We start from the raw sequence: 16,363 nt of genomic DNA on the forward strand, positions 1-16,363 counted from the left end.
CCCCATCTCGATGACCAACGAGTCCTTTCGGAACCACGCAGCCAGTTTCGAGCTTTTAGCCCGATCCCGAGGAGAAGATCATGATCGTTCAGCGTCAAGTCCACGCACTATCGACGCCCGGCGACGTCGCGCCGCTTTCCAGAGGCGTTGAAAAGGCGTGACGGAGTGACATCGACCAGGAAAGCGCCCTGGTGGGAAAGCGGCGTCATCTATCAGGTCTATCCACGCTCGTTCCAGGACAGCAACGGCGACGGGGTCGGCGATCTGCGCGGGATCGAGCAGCGGCTCGATTATATCGCGGCGTTGGGCGTCGACGCGATCTGGCTGTCGCCGATCTTCCCGTCGCCGATGATCGATTTCGGCTATGACGTCGCCGATTATTGCGGCGTCGATCCCTTGTTCGGGACGCTGGACGATTTCGACCGGCTGCTGAAGGCGGCGCATGCGCTCGGCCTCCGACTGTTGCTCGATTTCGTCCCCAATCACAGTTCGGACCAGCATCCCTGGTTCGTCGAGAGCCGGCGGTCGCGCGACAATCCCAAGCGCGACTGGTACATCTGGCGCGATCCGGCACCGGGCGGCGGCCCGCCCAACAACTGGATCAGCGACATGGGCGGGTCGGCCTGGCAATGGGACGAGGCGACCGGGCAATATTATCTGCACGCTTTCCTGAAGGAGCAGCCCGACCTCAACTGGCGCAACCCTGCCGTGCGCGAGGCGATGACCGACGTGCTGCGTTTCTGGTTCGAGCGCGGCGTCGACGGATTCCGGATCGACGTGCTGTGGCACATGGTCAAGGCGGAAGGGCTACCCGACAATCCGCTCAACCCGCATTACCGGGCCGAACTGGGCGAAAAGCTCAAGCTGCTCCAGATCCATTCGACCAACCAGCCCGAGGTCCACGACATTGCCGCGGCGTTCCGCGCGCTGGCGGACAGTTATGGCGACCGCCTGCTGGTCGGCGAGATCTGCCTGCCGGTCGAAACGCTGATGCATTATTACGGCCGCGGCGCGCCGGGAGTGCACCTTCCGTTCAATTTCCAGCTGCTCGACGCGCCGTGGCACGCGCAATCGCTTGCCGCGATGATCGGCGCCTATGAAGCGGCGTTGCCCGACGGCGCCTGGCCGAACTGGGTGATCGGCAGCCATGACGCCCCGCGCATCGCGGCGCGGCTGGGCGAGGCGCAGGCGCGCGTCGCGGCGATGCTGTTGCTGACGCTGCGTGGCACGCCGACTCTGTACCAGGGCGACGAGCTCGGGATTGGCAAGGTCGATATCCCGCTGGACCGCATCCGCGATCCCCAGGATTTGAGGCAACCGGGCATGGGCTTGGGCCGCGACCGCTCGCGCACGCCGATGCCCTGGGACGGATCGGCCAATGCCGGGTTCAGTACCACCGAGCCGTGGCTGCCGCTCAACGGCGACTGGCCGCTCCGTAACGTCCAGGTCCAGCAGCAGGATAGCGGATCGATGCTGTCGCTCTATCGCCAGTTGCTGCGCTGCCGGCGGGAGTCGTCGGCACTGGCGCTCGGCGCGTTCGAACTGATCGCGGCGGACGGCGATCTGCTGGTCTATGACCGGTTCGACGATCGCGAGCGCGTGCGGGTGGCGCTCAACCTCGCCGCCAATGCGATCAAATTGCCGTTCGACTTCGACCCCGCCGCCCACTTGCTCGTCGGCACGCACCCGCGCGAGAGCCTGGGCGACATGCTGCGCCCGAACGAGGCCATGGCCTTTCGCCTGAACGGGCCTGCCGCGTCATGAAGATCGCGATGCTGGCACCGATCGCCTGGCGCACCCCGCCGCGGCACTACGGACCATGGGAGTTGGTGACCAGCCTGTTGACCGAGGCGCTGGTCGCGCGAGGCGTCGACGTCACGCTGTTCGCGACTTTGGACAGCATCACCTCGGCCAAACTCGACGGCATCGTCCCCGCGCCTTATTCGGAGGACCCGACGATCGACGCGAAGGTGTGGGAATATCGCCATCTCTCCCACCTGTTCGCGCAGGCCGACCGCTTCGACCTGATCCACAATCAGGCGGATTTCCCAGCCCATGCCTTCGCACCGCTGGTGCGCACGCCGATGGTGACGACGATCCACGGTTTCTCGTCCGAACGCATCCTGCCGATGTATCAGCCGTTCCAGGATCGCGTTCACTACGTCGCGATCAGCGAGGCGGACCGGCATCCCTCGCTGCGCTACGCCGCCACCATCCATCACGGCATCGCGCTGGAGGAATTTCCGTTCGAGCCGGACGGCGACGATGGCCTGTTGTTCTTCGGCCGCATCCATCCCGATAAGGGCGCGAAGGAAGCCATCGCCGCCGCCCGCCGCAGCGGCCACCGGCTCGATATGTACGGCATCGTCCAGGACCAGGCCTATTTCGACGCCGCGGTCGCCCCCGAACTCGACGATCATATCCGATATCACGGCCCGGTCGGCGGCGCCGATCGCGCGCGCGCACTTGGCAAGGCGCGCGCGCTCCTTCACCTGATCAATTTCGACGAGCCGTTCGGCCTGTCGGTGGTCGAGGCGATGGCCTGCGGCACGCCCGTCATCGCCACGCGGCGCGGATCGATGAGCGAGCTGATCGAGCATGATAGGACCGGTTTTCTGGTCGATGATGCGGAGGGCGCGGTTCGCGCGATCGCCCGTATCGATGAGTTGGGCCGGGCCGTCGTCCGGCAACGCGCGATCGAACGCTTTTCGGTCGACCGCATGGCCGACGAGTACATCGCGCTCTATCGCTCGGTGCTGCAGCATGCAGACGTCCGCAACGGCTAACCGACGCGCTGCCCGCAATCGACTGCTAGACGAAACAACATTTCCAAGGGATCCAGAAGGCGCCATCGCGACGGCGCGCTTGTCAGTCTCCGACAAGCCTGATAAGCGCCCCGCCTTGCCGTGCCGGAAGGCGCGTGCGGGCCGCCTTAGCTCAGCTGGTAGAGCATCGCATTCGTAATGCGGGGGTCACAGGTTCGAGTCCTGTAGGCGGCACCAGTACATATGGGGAGCACCCCTGTATAACCGCGGAAAACCTGCGGTAACTGCCTCGGTGGCCCCACGAAATCTCATTATGTTCCGCCGTGGCCCACTAAAAAGGGGCCACGAATCGTGGGGCCACGAGCAGTCCAGGAGGCGTGGTCCCATGCTTACCGTTGTGCAGATCGGGCGCTTGAACCGAGATCGCGCCCTTATAAGGCTTTTGATTCTGACGGCCTCTTTTTGCTGGTTCAGCCGTCAGGCTCATTGCTCTGGCGCTTTCGCGGCGCTTCATGACCCAGGCGCGCGTGTCAGTTCTCCCCGGGGCTGACCTTCTGCCGGCAGCGTGACCGAAGGCCAGCTTTCAGGATCTCAGGGATCCGCTGTGGATGTCCGAAAATGGGCGCATAGCCGTCACAAGTCGTGCCGCATCGCTTCAGAAAATCTCAGGTGCCGTGTGGGAAAAAATGTGGGGCAGCAGATAGCAAGCCTCTAAATTTCTGTTCTAGATAAAGTCGTTAGAGCGGAATCTGGCATTCCTCCCGCTCTGCCACAGCCATTGAAATTACTAGGCAACCCGCGAAATCCGAGCGCCTTTCCGCCCTCGGCCAAGTGCTTGAAAGACCTAGGCATGGGCCTCCGCCGATAATGTTTTTGCCGCTTCCTCGTCCGAACGGCGGATTGATAACGCCCCCTTATGTCGAACAGTGCGGCGGCTGAAGTCGCACATACGCGAGATAACACGGTTCGCGCTTGTCCGGCAGCGCCGCCAACTATCCCTAGAAATCGCGGCTCACAGTGTCTGACCGTCATCGATCGTGAAGATCGACCCGGTCGTCTGGGCGCTCGCGTCGGAAACGAGGTAAAGGACCATCGGATCGAGCGCCGATTCATCCATCACGCGCCGACGCGCGAACCCATCCAGCAAACTCTGGCCGGCCGACGTTTCCCAGATGGCGTCGTTCATTTCGGTCGCGACATAGCCGGGGCACAGGATGTTGACGTTGATCCCCTTCGCCGCCCAATCCTTGGCGAGCGACCGGCCCATCTGGGCGACCGCGGCCTTGGTCGCGCTGTAGGGCGCGATCCCGGCCGAGGGGTGGTGCGCGGTGATCGAGGAAATGATCACGATCCGGCCATGGCCACGGTCGGGCGCACCCGCCGCGACCATGCGCCGGGCGCCTTCGCGCACCGTCAGGAACACGCCGCGCAAATTGACCGCCACCATCTGATCGAACGCCTCGACGGGAAGGCCGAGCGCGCTGCCCGCGACGTTGAGACCGGCATTGGCGACGACCGTGTCGACCGGTCCGAACCGCGCCGCCGCAGCGTCATAGGCGGCGACGATCGACGCCTCGTCGGTGACGTCGAGCGTCACCGCCAGCGCCTCGCCGCCCGCCGCCGTAATCTCGTCCGCCAGTGATTCGAGCAGCGCCGCGCGGCGCGCACCGATCACGACCTTCGCGCCGCTCGCCGCGAGAATGGCAGCGAAGCGGCGACCAAGCCCGGATGAGGCACCGGTAACGAACGCAACCCGACCGGTGAGGTCGAACGAAAAACCTTTCATCTGTCCCCCTTGCTGGCGCAGCTAGCCTCGGCCGAGCGCCGTTGCGGCGCGCGCGGCCATCGCCTTCTTGTCGAGCTTGCCGGTCGCGCCGACCGCCATTTGCTCGACGATCAACAGATGCTCGGGCCATTTCTTGCGCGAGAGGCCTTCGCGTTCGAGATGGTCGACCATCGTCGCAAACATGAACGGCGCCGCGCCCTGGCGGACCCGGCAGACTGCGCAAGCCTGTTCGCCCAGCTTGGGTTCGGGCACGCCGACCACCGCGACCTCGGCGATCGCCGGGTGGCGCAGCAGCGCGGCCTCGATCTCGGCGGGATCGATGTTGAACCCGCCGCGAATGATCTGGTCCTTGATCCGACCGACCACGGTGACGAATCCCCCCTCGTCGCGGACGATCTCGTCCCCGGTCAGGAAGAAGCCGTCGCGGCTGCGCCGCTCCTGGCCCGACCCGAGTCCCTCGGCATAACCGAGGAACAGCGACGGCCCGCGCACGCCCGCCTGCCCACGCGACCCGCGCGCTAGTGCGACGCCGTCGGCATCGAACGCTTCCTCCTCGGTGCCCGGAAAGGGTACGCCATCCGATCCTTGCCGCCGCGCAAGCGGATCATCGGGGCGCGTTGAGCAATGCCCCATGCATTCGGACATGCCGAACATCCTGAGCGCCTTGAGACCCAGCAGCGTTTCGGCATCGGCGATCAATTCGGCGGTCATCGCGCTGCCCCCGACCGCGGCGGCGCGCAGCGGCAGGGTTCCCAACCACGATCCAGCCTTCGCCGCCTCGACCATCGTATAGAGATGGGTCGGCACCATGATCGCCCAGCCGCAGCCATGCTCGACCGCCCGGCGCATCGCCGCCGCCGGATCCCAGGGATCGACGAACACCAAAGGCCGCCCCTGCGACAAGGCGAAATGCGCAGTGAAGGTAAATCCCGGCGCGCTATCCAGGGGCACAATGCCGAGGATCGAATCCGCCGGTTCCAGTGCCGCGATCGCCGCGCAGGCGCGGGTCGCATAATTGAGCGCGGCGGCGCCATGCATCACCGCCTTTGGCACACCGGTGGACCCCGAGGTAAAACCGATCAGCACGGTGTCGCGATCGCGCGGATCGGCGGTACGCCCCTGGGGTGCGGCTTCGGCGACGATGATCGCGCCGTCGCTACCGATCACGACATGCGCGGCGTGGCCGAGCCGCGCCTCGAGCACCTGGCGGTCCGCCTCGGACAGTTTCGGCGAATAGGGACAGAAGGTCGCTTCGCAAGCCGATGTCGCCAGCGCCGCCGCCAGCGTCTCGGCACGCTTGACGCCGGCGACGAGAACCCGGCTCCCCGCCGTCACGCCAGTCGCGGCCAGGCGCTCCGTGATGTCGAGCGCGAGCCCGTAGAGTTCGCGCCGCGTCCAGCGGCGATCATCGCAATCGATCAGCGCGAGCGCGTCCGGGTCTGCGCCCGCATGGGCCGCGAATTGCGGCCATAATCGCTCACCGGCCCAGGTCAGGCCGTCGGCACGAAACTCAACCAATCGACTGCCCTCCGTCGACGAGGAAGGTCTGGCCAGTGATGAAGCTGCCGGCATCCGATGCCAGCAAGGCGAGCGTACCGCTCACTTCCTCCGGCTTGCCGAACCGCCCAAGTAGGATGCCAGCGCGCGTCTTCTCCTGGATCGCGGGATCGAGCGTCTCGGTCATTCCGGTCTCGATCGATCCCGGCGCGATGGCATTCACACGGATGCCGTGTCCGGCCCATTGCGCCGCGAGGTCGCTGGTCAAATGGACGATCGCCGCCTTGCTGGTGGTGTAGGGCACGACCTGGCCGTCCTCGGGCCGGTACGAGATGAACGCGCCGACCGAGGCAATGTTGACGATCGATCCGCCGCCGTTCGCGATCATGTGCCGAGCGGCGTGCCGGCAGGCGAGGAAGGTGCCGGTGACGTTGATATCTATCACCTTGCGCCAGCCTTTGAGCGGAATGTCCTGCGGCAGTCCCCACCACGAGGCGCCGGCATTGTTGACGAGCAGATCGAGCCCGCCGAACTCGGCGACGACCTTGGCCACCGCCGCTTCGACCGAGTCCTCGTCGGCGATGTCGCACGACAGGCCGATCGCGGGGACGCCGAAACGCTCGGCAATCCCCACCGCGATCGCCGCGCATTCCTCGCCGTTGCGCGAAGCCAGCGCGACCGCGCAGCCGAGGTCGGCAAGCGTCGCCGCCATCGCTTCGGCCAGCGCGCCGCGCCCTCCGGTGATCAGCGCGCGCTTGCCATCGAGGCGGAACGCCGCGGTCGCGAAACCGGGGGCAAGGTCAGCCATCGCCGCCCCCGGCAAGCAGATCAACCTCATCGGTGATCAGGATGATGCGCCGGCCGCCCATGCCCTTGGTCTGCGCGGTCGCCGCCTTCCATTCGGGCGAGGCGAAGGCCGCGTCGAGCGCGGCCTGGTCGGCGAAAGTCAGCACGGCATGCCCGTCCCAGCCCGGCGTTTCGGGACTGTCATAGTCCTTGGTAACCACGCCATGGCGATAGGCGAGCAAGCCGGGCAGCAGCTTCGCCGCATCGGCATGCGGCCCGCGCCACCATTCGGTGAAACGCTCCTGCGGCCAGTCGCCGGGGCGACTGGCGAGCACGACCATGCTGACCGACATCGCCTTAGTTGCCCGTCCAGACTGGCTTGCGCTTTTCGAGGAACGCCGCGACGCCTTCCTTGGCATCGGCCGAATGGTGAACGACGTTGCAGGTCATCGTCTCGAGCGTGATCAGCGTATTGGTATCCGCATCCATGCCGCGATTGAGCGCCATCTTTGTCATCCACATGCAGAACGGGCTCTTGTCGATCAGCGGCGCGCAGAAATCGGCGATCAACTGGTCGAACTCGGCCATCGGCGCGGAGGCGTTGCACAGGCCCCATTCGACCGTTTCGTCGCCGGTCAAGAGCTTGCCGGTCAACATCAGCTCCTTCGACTTGCGCATGCCGATATAGCGCGGGAGGCGATAGATCGGCCCTGCGCCGCCGAACAGCGCGCGGCGGATGTGGAAGTCGCCGATCTTCGCTTCGGACGCCGCCAGCGCGAAATCGCACGAGATCATCAGTTCGAACCCGCCCGCGACGGCATAGCCCTCGACCGCTGCAATGGTCGGCTTACCCATGTTGTAGATCTTGTCATAGGTGCGTGCCGAGTCGATCGCGAGCTGTAGCGAGGTGGTCGATTCGTGCAGCACCGGGCCGACCAGCTGGTCGAGGTCCGCGCCCGAGCAGAAGGTGTTGCCGCGCCCGCGGAACACGACGGCGAGCGCCTTCTTGTCCGCCGCCGCGCGATCCACCGCGACTTCCAGCTCGCGTAGCAATTGCGGACTGACGCAATTGCGTTTGTGCGGGCGGTTGAGCCAGATCGTGCAGATGCCGTTGTCGGCCAGTTCGTACTGGATGACGTCCTTTTCGAGTTCCATGAGTATCTCCTTCGATATTCGAGTGAATTGGGCCCTGGGGTCTATTGGTCGGGAGCGAGCATCGCACCGACGCCCATCCAGGCCGCGATGCCGGCAGCGGGGACGGCGCAGAGCACCGCCTCGGCGATTTCCTGGTCGGTCGCGCCTGCCATGCGCGCGCCGCGGACATGCGTCGCGGCCATCGGACTGTAGCCGGCGGCGAGGATCGCCAGCAGCAGCAGTTCGCCATGTTTGGGCGACAGCGGATTGGCGTCGATGCTGCCGCGACGCATCAGGTAATAAGCGTCGGCCGCAGCCGGACACAGCCGCATCAACTGGGCGAGCGGCACCGGAATCGTGCCGAAATAAGCGAGGAAGTTTGCTTCCGCCTCACCCGGTTCGGCATGCGGCAAGTCCTGCGGCGGCGGTGCGCTGGGGTCATCGAAGACGCTTGCGATCACGTCGGCGAATTCGAGCGCCGCGCCTTCGCCGCGCAAGCTGCTGAGGACGATGAGCCCCGCGGTCGCGTCGCGGACGATCAGCCCGAGCGATGCCCCCCGCGCCAGCTCGCGCCGCGCCAGATCGGGATAGCGGCGGTCGATCGCGGCGACTGAGGCGAACAGCGCCTTGAGCCGTGCCGGCACCGCGCCATCGGTATCGATGACGGCACGGAAACCCGCATAGCCCGCAAGCGTGTACGGCGCATGGCCGCGCAGCAGCGCGACGTCGCCCAATGGCCCAAATGATCTTGGCGTCGTCATCGACCTCTCCCGCCTTAAACTTGTCGACCGACTGGTCGGGCGTCAACCATCACCCCACTGTCCAATTTGACAGCCGACCGGTCGGTCGGGAAATAGTATGGCCGACCGACCGGACGAACGATCCGAGAGAATCGACAGGAGGGATATCCGCGCCATGGCGTTCGAACAGTCGCAGCGATCCAGCGAATGGATGGGCCGCGTCCGCGGATTCATGGACGAGCATATCGTCCCCGCGATCCCCGTCTATCACGCCGAACTGGCGGCGATCGACCGCTGGCGCGACATCCCGCCGGTGTTCGAGTCGCTCAAGGCCAAAGCGAAAGCCGAAGGGTTGTGGAACTTCTTCATGCCCCCATCGGAGCATGACGACGCCTATTTCACCAGCCCGGGACTCACCAATCTCGACTACGCCCCGATCGCCGAATTGATGGGGCGCGTCTCGTTCGCGAGCGAGGTGTTCAACTGCATGGCGCCCGACACGGGCAATTTCGAGGTGCTCCATCGCTACGGCACGCCGGCGCAGAAAGAGCGCTTCATGGTGCCGCTGCGCGACGGCGTCACGCGCTCGGCGTTCCTGATGACCGAACCCGCCGTGGCTTCGTCCGACGCGCGCAACATTCAGACCGAGATACGGCGCGACGGCGGGCATTATGTCATCAACGGCCGCAAATGGTGGTCGTCGGGCGCTGGCCATCCGCGGTGCGACTTCTTCGTGCTGATGGGCAAGACCGATCCCGACGCGCCCGCCTATAACCAGCAATCGATGATCCTGGTGCCGCGCGACACACCCGGCGTCACGCTTGTCCGGCACCTGCCCGTCTTCGGCTACGACCACGCCCCGCACGGCCATTTCGAGGTGCTGCTCGAGGAGGTGCGCGTCCCCGCCGAGAATCTGCTGCTGGGTGAAGGACGCGGGTTCGAGATCGCGCAGGGCCGGCTCGGCCCGGGCCGCATCCACCACACGATGCGCAACATCGCGACGATGGAGGTCGCGCTCGAGAAGATGTGCCGCCGGCTGGTCGACCGCCATGCCTTCGGCAAATCGATCGCCGAACATTCGGTGTGGGAAGAACGGATCGCCCGCGCGCGCTGCGAGATCGAGATGGCGCGGCTGCTTTGCCTCAAGGCGGCGCACATGATGGACACAGTCGGCAACAAGGCGGCGCGCGCCGAAATCGCGATGATCAAGATCGCCGCGCCCCGGATGGCGCAGCGGATCGTCGACGATGCCATTCAGGCACATGGCGGTGGTGGCGTCTCGGACGATTTCGGGCTTGCGGAGCTGTGGGCCAACACTCGCATCGTCCGGCTGACCGACGGTCCCGACGAGGTCCACGAACGTCAGCTCGCGCGAATGGAACTCGACAAATATCGCACCGCAAGGAAGGCGGCATGAACGCGCCCGCCGCACAGATCGGCGCGACCGTCGCCGTGGCGCCGGGTAGCCAGTTCGACGAAGATCGGCTCGCGCGTTACTTGCGCGGTGCCATCCCCGGCCTGACCGGCGACATTGCGGTCCATCAGTTCCAGGGAGGCCAGTCGAACCCGACTTTCCTGCTCGAAACCGTCGCCGGCAAGCTGGTCCTTCGCCGCAAGCCGGCGGGCGTGCTGCTCGCCTCCGCCCATGCTGTCGACCGCGAATACCGCGTCACCCGCGCGTTGTTCGACGCCGGGCTGCCCGTACCCGAGCCGCTGGTACTATGCGAGGACACCGACGTCATCGGCACGATGTTCTACGTCATGCGCCACGTGCCCGGCCGTGCCTTCTGGGATCCGCGCATGCCCGGTTTGTCGCGCGACGAGCGCGCGGCGATCTACGATTCGGCGAACGCCACGCTCGCGGCGCTCCACCGCGTCGACTATGCCGCGATCGGGCTCGGCGATTACGGCAAGCCCGGCAATTATTTCGCGCGCCAAATCTCGCGCTGGTCGCGCCAGTACGACCTATCGCGCACTCGCGACATCCCCGAAATGGACAGACTGATCGCCTGGCTGCCCGGCGCGATTCCCGCTTTGCCCGAGCGCACGACGATCATCCATGGCGACTATTCGTTCCACAATTTGCTGATCCATCCGACCGAGCCGCGCGTGGTGGCGATGATCGACTGGGAATTGTCGACGCTCGGCGATCCCATCGGCGACCTCAGCTATCACATGATGGAATGGACCCGGCCGGAGGGTGTCGATGTGCGCGGCACGCTCGCCGGTGCCGACCTCGATGCGCTCGGCATCCCGAGTCCCGCGGACTATGCCCGTCGCTATCGCGAGCGCACCGGGTTCGACAGTGACCCGACGCACCCATTCTACACTGCCTACAATCTCTTCCGCGTCGCGGCGATCCTCCAGGGGATCGCGGGACGTGCGCGAGAAGGCGTCCAGACTGCGGCGAATGCGAGCGAAATCATCGAGCGCATCGACCCGCTGGCCAAGGCCGCTTGGCGGGCAGCCCTGAAGGCGGGCGCAACCTGAAAACCAAACAAAACGACTTCGGCGAGACCGGGGCGATCACGTAAAGGGAGAGGGAAACGATATGGACAAGCTATTCTGGAGTTCGGCGCTCGGCGCCCTTGCTACCGCCCTGGCGTCGCCCGCCATGGCGCAGGAACAGCCGGCGCTCGCCGCTGCCAACGCGAACGCGAACGCGCCGCAAGCGGCCCCCGGTGAAGCCAAGGCCGCCCGGGACGATCAGACCAACGACGCCGATATCGTCGTGACCGCGCGCCGGCGTTCGGAGCGTCTGATCGACGTGCCCGTGGCTGCCACGGTGATCACCCCGGCACAGATCCGGCAATACGACCTAACGTCGGTCGCCAACATCAAGATTCTGGCACCACAAGTCTCGCTCGACCGCGGCTTCACTGGGTCGGGCACGTCGATCACGATGCGCGGGGTCAGTTCGGCGAGCCTCGACGCCGGGGTCGAGCAATCGGTCCTGCTCGATTTCGACGGCATGGCGATCAGCCGCGGACGCATCCTCAACGACGCCTTGTTCGACATCGAGACGGTCGACGTCCTCAAGGGGCCGCAGGCGTTGTTCTTCGGCAAGAACTCTCCGGGCGGCGTGGTGTCGGTCAAGTCGGCCGATCCGACGTCGACGTTTTCCGGGTTCGTCCGCAGCGGTTATGAATTCAACGCCGATACCGCCTCGATCGAGGCGGCGGTGTCGGGGCCAATCACCGACAAGCTGGGCGCCCGCCTCGCGCTCTTCGCCAGCCAGAGCCAGGGCTATATCCGCAACATGAACAACGGCGTGCCCGATCTGCTGCGCAGCGCCGCGACCGGGAGCATCTTCGTCCCCGCCGCGCAGGGCCGGCTCGGCGCCGAGAAGAAGCTCGCCGGCAGGTTCACCCTTAAATATGAGGACGGCAATTTCGATGCGACCTTCAAGATGCTCGTCAGCCGTTATGAAGGCCAGAGCCTGCAAAGCTTCGACGAAGTCATGGGCTGCCCTGCCGGTCGGGCGCGGCCAGGCACCGGCGCGGCGCTGCTCGATCCGACCGGCGACTGCAAGCTCAATGACCGCTCTTCGCAGGGCTGGCTGTCGCCGACGATCATCAACCTGTGGCCACAGGTGAAGTCGCACGACAATGGCCGCCCCTATTCCAGCGACGATACCTATCTGCCGACGCTGACGCTCAATTACACCGCGGGCAAGATCAAGCTGACCTCGGTCACCGGCTATTACGATTATGCCTATGTCAGCCAGGGCAATGCCGACGGCACCGCTTATTCCCAATTCTGGTCGTACAGCAACGAGAAGAACAAGAGCTTCTACGAAGAACTCCGTGCCGTCTCCTCGTTCGACGGCATGTTCAACATCGCGTTCGGCGGACATTACGAACAGAACAAGCGGACCCTGTACGTCGGTGGCGCGAACGGTCCGTTATTGCCCGACGCGACGACCGGCAAATTTCACGCTTATGACAACGAACAGCATAATGAGAGCACGGCATTTTCCGGGTTCGGACAGCTGATCGTCAAATTCTCCGATTCGCTCGAGCTTGCCGGCGGCGGGCGCTATACGTGGCAGAAGAACAAGCTCAACAGCTTCAGCACCTTCGTGAACTCCAACGCCGTCGGGATTCTGCCGGTGGGCACGGTCATCAACGGCGAAAAGAGCGCGAGCAATTTCTCGCCCGAGGCGACGTTGAGCTGGCATCCGCATCGCAACGTGCTGATCTACGGCGCGTATAAGACCGGGTATCTGGCGGGCGGATACTCGAATCCCGGCATTCTCGCATCGACCGCCACGAAGAATACGTTGAGCTTCGACGCGGAGAAGGTGCGCGGGTTCGAGATCGGGACCAAGGCGTCGCTGTTCAACAACAAGCTGACCACCACGCTCACCGGGTTCAGCTACAAATATACCGGCCTGCCACTGACCTCGCTGCTGGTATTGCCAAACGGAACCCCGGTGTTCGTCACGCAGAATGCCGCCAGTACGTTGACCAAGGGTGTCGAGTTCGAAGCCACCTATCGCCCGATCAAAGGCACCACCTTGCGCACGACGGCGTCCTATAACGATGCCCATTTCCAGTCCTTCCCGATCGCGCAATGCTATGCCGGGCAGACCGCAGCGCTCGGATGCATTCCTGCTGCCGGATCGGTACCGGCCCATCAGGACCTGTCAGGGAAACCGGTCTATCGCGCGCCCGACTGGGTGCTGACCGCCGGGATCGCACAGGACGTCAGTCTGTCGTCCAACTTCAAGATGACGCTCAACGCCGACCTTCGCTACACGGCGGGCTATTATACCGGGCTCAATCTCAACCCGGTGTCGTATCAGCCCAGCTTCACGATCATCAACGCGGGTGCCCGGATCGCCACGGTCGACGACCGCTGGGCCTTGTCGCTGATCGGCCGCAACCTGACCAATAGGCGCTACGGCACGCTGGGCGTCGACAAGCCGGGCGGCGTGGGTGAGGTCTTCACCGTCGCCGGTGAGCCGCGCGCCGTCCTCGTCCAGGTCGAGATGAAGTTCTAGGAAGCGCGACTAGCCGATGACCGACGAAGAGACGATCACATGCGACCTGTTGGTCATCGGCGGCGGCATGGCGGGCATGTCCGCCGCCGGCTGGGCCGCCGAGCGCGGCGCGCGCGTGATCGTCGTCGAGAAGGCAGCGGCGCTGGGCGGGTCGGCGGTGCTGTCGGGCGGGGTGTTCTGGACGGCATCCTCGCGCGAGAAGATCGACCTTTATGGCGGGGGCGATCCGGCACTCGCCCGCGTCGTGTTCGACACTTATCCCGCGGCGGTCGCCTGGCTGCGGCGCCGCGGGATAGACATGTCGCCGCGGATCGACGTGCTTCACGGACAGGGCTACCAGATCGACATTCACGCCCATATCCGCGGCGGCGCCGATCTGGTCGAGCAGCATGGCGGGTTCGTCATCCTCGAGACCGAGACGACGGCACTGCTACGCGACGAGGACGGTCGAGTGACCGGAGCGCGGACTCGGCACGCCGATGGCGAGGTGACCGTCAAATCGGCGGCAACGCTTCTCGCAACCGGTGGCTATCAGGCGTCGCCCGAACTACGCGCGCGCTACATTCATCCCCAGGCCGAGAAGATGCTACTGCGGTCCAATCCGATCAGCGACGGTGCCGGGCTGCGACTCGGCGAGGAAGCGGGCGGCGAGGTCGCGGGGACCAATGCCGGGTTCTACGGCCATCTGGTCAGCGAGCCGCGCGTCTGGGACGACGAGCGGCTCTATGTCGCGCTGTCGCAATATCACAGCGAACATGCGCTGCTGATCAACGAGCGCGGCGAGCGCTTCTGCGACGAGAGCTATGGCGACCACGCCAATACCGCTCACACGGTGCGGCAGCCTGGCGCGCGCGCATTGTGCTTCTGGGATTCGCGCGCGCATGCGGCCTATGCCACCGTCCCGGTCGTCTCGGTCGGCGTCCCGCTCGACAAGATGCAGGTCGCGATCGAGAATGGCGGCAAGGGCATCGTTGCGGAGACGCTCGATGAGGTCGCGGATTTCGCCGCCGCGCAGGGGTTCGACGGCGCCGCGACACGCGCGACGATCGCCGCGTTCAACCATCAGGCCCGCCACGGCTGGGAAGTGATGGACCCGCCTCGGACCGACGATTTCGCCGTACTCGACAAACCGCCTTTCTATGCGCTGATCGTCCACCCGGCGATCACCTTCACCTTCGGCGGGCTGACGATCGATCCCGAGGCGCGCGTGCTACGCAGAGACGGCACGCCCGTCCCCGGGCTGTTCGCGGCGGGCAGCGATGCCGGCGGCGCGTTCGGACGCGGCTATGCGGGTGGGCTCGCGCTTGCCGCCACCTTCGGTATCACCGCCGCGCGCTCCGCGGGCTGGGCATGACGACGATGACAATACTCGATCCGCTCGCGACCGGACGCGCCGGCACCCGGCGCCTCGCGCTGCTCGCCTTGTTCCTGGTCTCCGCGTTCAACTATATCGACCGCACGATCGTCTCGCTGCTGCAGATTCCGATCAAGGCGGACCTGGGGCTGAGCGATGGGCAGCTCGGCGCATTGACGGGGCTCGCCTTCGCGTTGTTCTACGCGACTTTGTCGCTGCCGATCGCGCGGCTCGCCGATCGGCTCGACCGGCGCTGGATCATCGTCGTCTCGCTCGCGATCTGGAGCGCGATGACCGCTTTGTGCGGCCTCGCCACCAGCTTCGCGATGCTGGTCGTGCTGCGCATCGGCGTCGCGATCGGCGAGGCGGGCAGCGTGCCCGCCAGCGTATCGCTGATCGCGGACTATTATCCGCCGCATCGCCGCGCCACCGCGATGTCGACCTGGGGCCTGGCGCTGCCGGCCGGGCTGACGGTCGGCTATGCCGGCGCCGGCTGGCTGGGCGCGGTACTGGGCTGGCGGCTGGCCTTTGCGGTGATCGGCGGCGCGGGGCTGGTGCTCGCGCCGATCGTCCTCGCGATTCTGGCCGAACCGAAACGCGGCAGCGCCGATATCGTTACTGCCGTTCCTCCAGCCCCCGCCCTGCCGATCGGCGCGTCGCTCGGCGTGCTGTGGCGCGCCAGGGGCTTTCGCTACGTCGTCATCGCGGGGATGCTGCACGGATTCTCGCAATATTCGATGATGACGTGGAACGCGCCGTTCTTTTCGCGCACGCACGGCCTGTCGCTCGGCACTGTCGCGGCGCTGATGGCGTTGCTGAGCGGGGGTGCGGGCGCCGTCGGGATGTTCGCCAGCGGCTGGATCACCGACCGGCTCACCAAGCGCGATCCGCGCTGGCGCGTGTGGATCATGGCGTTGGTGGTCGGCATCACGGTGGTCGTCGCGCTGCTGCAATATCTGACGCGGTCGACCCCGATCGCGATCGGCGCGGCAACGATCGCGGCGGCGTCGATGATCGCTTATTACGGCCCGATCCTCGCCGCGACCCAATCCGCCACGCCGCCCAACATGCGGGCGTTCGGCAATGCCGTACTGCTGCTCTGTTTCAATCTGTTCGGCCTCGGCCTGGGGCCGTGGCTGACCGGCTTGCTGAGCGATGTGCTGGCGCCGCTGGCCGGGCAGGACGCACTGCGCTTCGCGCTCGCGATCATGCTGGTTCCCTCGGCGGTCGCGGCGCTGGTTTTCCTCTACGCGGCGCGATTTTTCAGCCAGTCGCAGAATGTTGTCACGGAGTAAG

13 protein-coding genes and 1 tRNA gene are annotated in these 16,363 nt (G+C 65.7%); 8 read left to right on the forward strand and 6 right to left on the reverse strand.

What is annotated here, in order from left to right; all coding sequences use genetic code 11:
- The first annotated feature begins 165 nt into the window (after positions 1-165).
- The 3 genes from AC1DRD_RS17470 to AC1DRD_RS17480 all read left to right on the forward strand — a co-directional run bounded on the left by AC1DRD_RS17470 (position 166) and on the right by AC1DRD_RS17480 (position 3,002).
- Positions 166-1,764, forward strand: coding sequence for an alpha-amylase family glycosyl hydrolase (locus AC1DRD_RS17470; RefSeq protein WP_478042329.1), 1,599 nt, complete (start codon positions 166-168; stop codon positions 1,762-1,764).
- A complete protein-coding gene (locus tag AC1DRD_RS17475; RefSeq protein ID WP_478042330.1) occupies positions 1,761-2,786 on the forward strand; it encodes a glycosyltransferase family 4 protein in 1,026 nt (341 codons plus the stop codon). Before AC1DRD_RS17470 ends, AC1DRD_RS17475 begins: the two co-directional genes overlap by 4 nt.
- Positions 2,787-2,926: 140 nt before the next feature.
- A tRNA-Thr gene (locus AC1DRD_RS17480) sits at positions 2,927-3,002 on the forward strand.
- A 775-nt stretch (positions 3,003-3,777) separates the two neighbouring features.
- Here AC1DRD_RS17480 and AC1DRD_RS17485 read toward each other — a convergent pair.
- From AC1DRD_RS17485 to AC1DRD_RS17510, 6 genes are read right to left on the reverse strand one after another with little or no spacing between them, the layout of a single operon-like run.
- Positions 3,778-4,551 (reverse strand): SDR family NAD(P)-dependent oxidoreductase, encoded by a 774-nt coding sequence (locus AC1DRD_RS17485; RefSeq protein WP_478042331.1) that lies wholly within the window; start codon positions 4,549-4,551, stop codon positions 3,778-3,780.
- Between the two features lie 21 nt (positions 4,552-4,572).
- Positions 4,573-6,123: a class I adenylate-forming enzyme family protein gene (locus tag AC1DRD_RS17490; protein WP_478042332.1), complete on the reverse strand. Its 1,551-nt coding sequence runs from the start codon at positions 6,121-6,123 to the stop codon at positions 4,573-4,575.
- A complete protein-coding gene (locus AC1DRD_RS17495) occupies positions 6,062-6,856 on the reverse strand; it encodes an SDR family NAD(P)-dependent oxidoreductase (protein ID WP_478042333.1) in 795 nt (264 codons plus the stop codon). Before AC1DRD_RS17495 ends, AC1DRD_RS17490 begins: the two co-directional genes overlap by 62 nt.
- Positions 6,849-7,187 carry an EthD family reductase gene (locus AC1DRD_RS17500; RefSeq protein WP_478042334.1) on the reverse strand — a complete coding sequence of 113 codons (339 nt, stop codon included), beginning with the start codon at positions 7,185-7,187 and terminating at the stop codon, positions 6,849-6,851. Before AC1DRD_RS17500 ends, AC1DRD_RS17495 begins: the two co-directional genes overlap by 8 nt.
- Before the next feature lie 4 nt (positions 7,188-7,191).
- Positions 7,192-7,989, reverse strand: a complete 798-nt coding sequence (locus AC1DRD_RS17505) for an enoyl-CoA hydratase/isomerase family protein (RefSeq protein WP_478042335.1) — start codon at positions 7,987-7,989, stop codon at positions 7,192-7,194.
- A gap of 41 nt (positions 7,990-8,030) precedes the next feature.
- Positions 8,031-8,729, reverse strand: a complete 699-nt coding sequence (locus AC1DRD_RS17510; RefSeq protein ID WP_478042336.1) for a carboxymuconolactone decarboxylase family protein — start codon at positions 8,727-8,729, stop codon at positions 8,031-8,033.
- A 154-nt stretch (positions 8,730-8,883) separates the two neighbouring features.
- On the opposite strand from AC1DRD_RS17510, the gene AC1DRD_RS17515 reads away from it, so the two are divergent.
- The 5 genes from AC1DRD_RS17515 (at position 8,884) to AC1DRD_RS17535 (ending at position 16,362) form a co-directional block, all read left to right on the forward strand.
- Positions 8,884-10,125, forward strand: coding sequence for an acyl-CoA dehydrogenase family protein (locus tag AC1DRD_RS17515; protein ID WP_478029627.1), 1,242 nt, complete (start codon positions 8,884-8,886; stop codon positions 10,123-10,125).
- On the forward strand, positions 10,122-11,198 hold the full coding sequence (locus AC1DRD_RS17520; RefSeq protein WP_478042337.1) for a phosphotransferase family protein: 1,077 nt from the start codon (positions 10,122-10,124) through the stop codon (positions 11,196-11,198). Before AC1DRD_RS17515 ends, AC1DRD_RS17520 begins: the two co-directional genes overlap by 4 nt.
- 61 nt (positions 11,199-11,259) lie before the next feature.
- Positions 11,260-13,713: a TonB-dependent receptor gene (locus tag AC1DRD_RS17525; RefSeq protein WP_478042338.1), complete on the forward strand. Its 2,454-nt coding sequence runs from the start codon at positions 11,260-11,262 to the stop codon at positions 13,711-13,713.
- Between the two features lie 16 nt (positions 13,714-13,729).
- A complete protein-coding gene (locus AC1DRD_RS17530; RefSeq protein WP_478042339.1) occupies positions 13,730-15,067 on the forward strand; it encodes an FAD-dependent oxidoreductase in 1,338 nt (445 codons plus the stop codon).
- Entirely contained in the window at positions 15,064-16,362 is a 1,299-nt protein-coding gene (locus AC1DRD_RS17535; protein WP_478042340.1) for a spinster family MFS transporter, read from the forward strand. The genes AC1DRD_RS17530 and AC1DRD_RS17535 overlap by 4 nt, the downstream gene beginning before the upstream one ends.
- Position 16,363 lies beyond the last annotated feature (1 nt).

This window comes from Sphingomonas sp. P4_G2 (assembly GCF_056401155.1).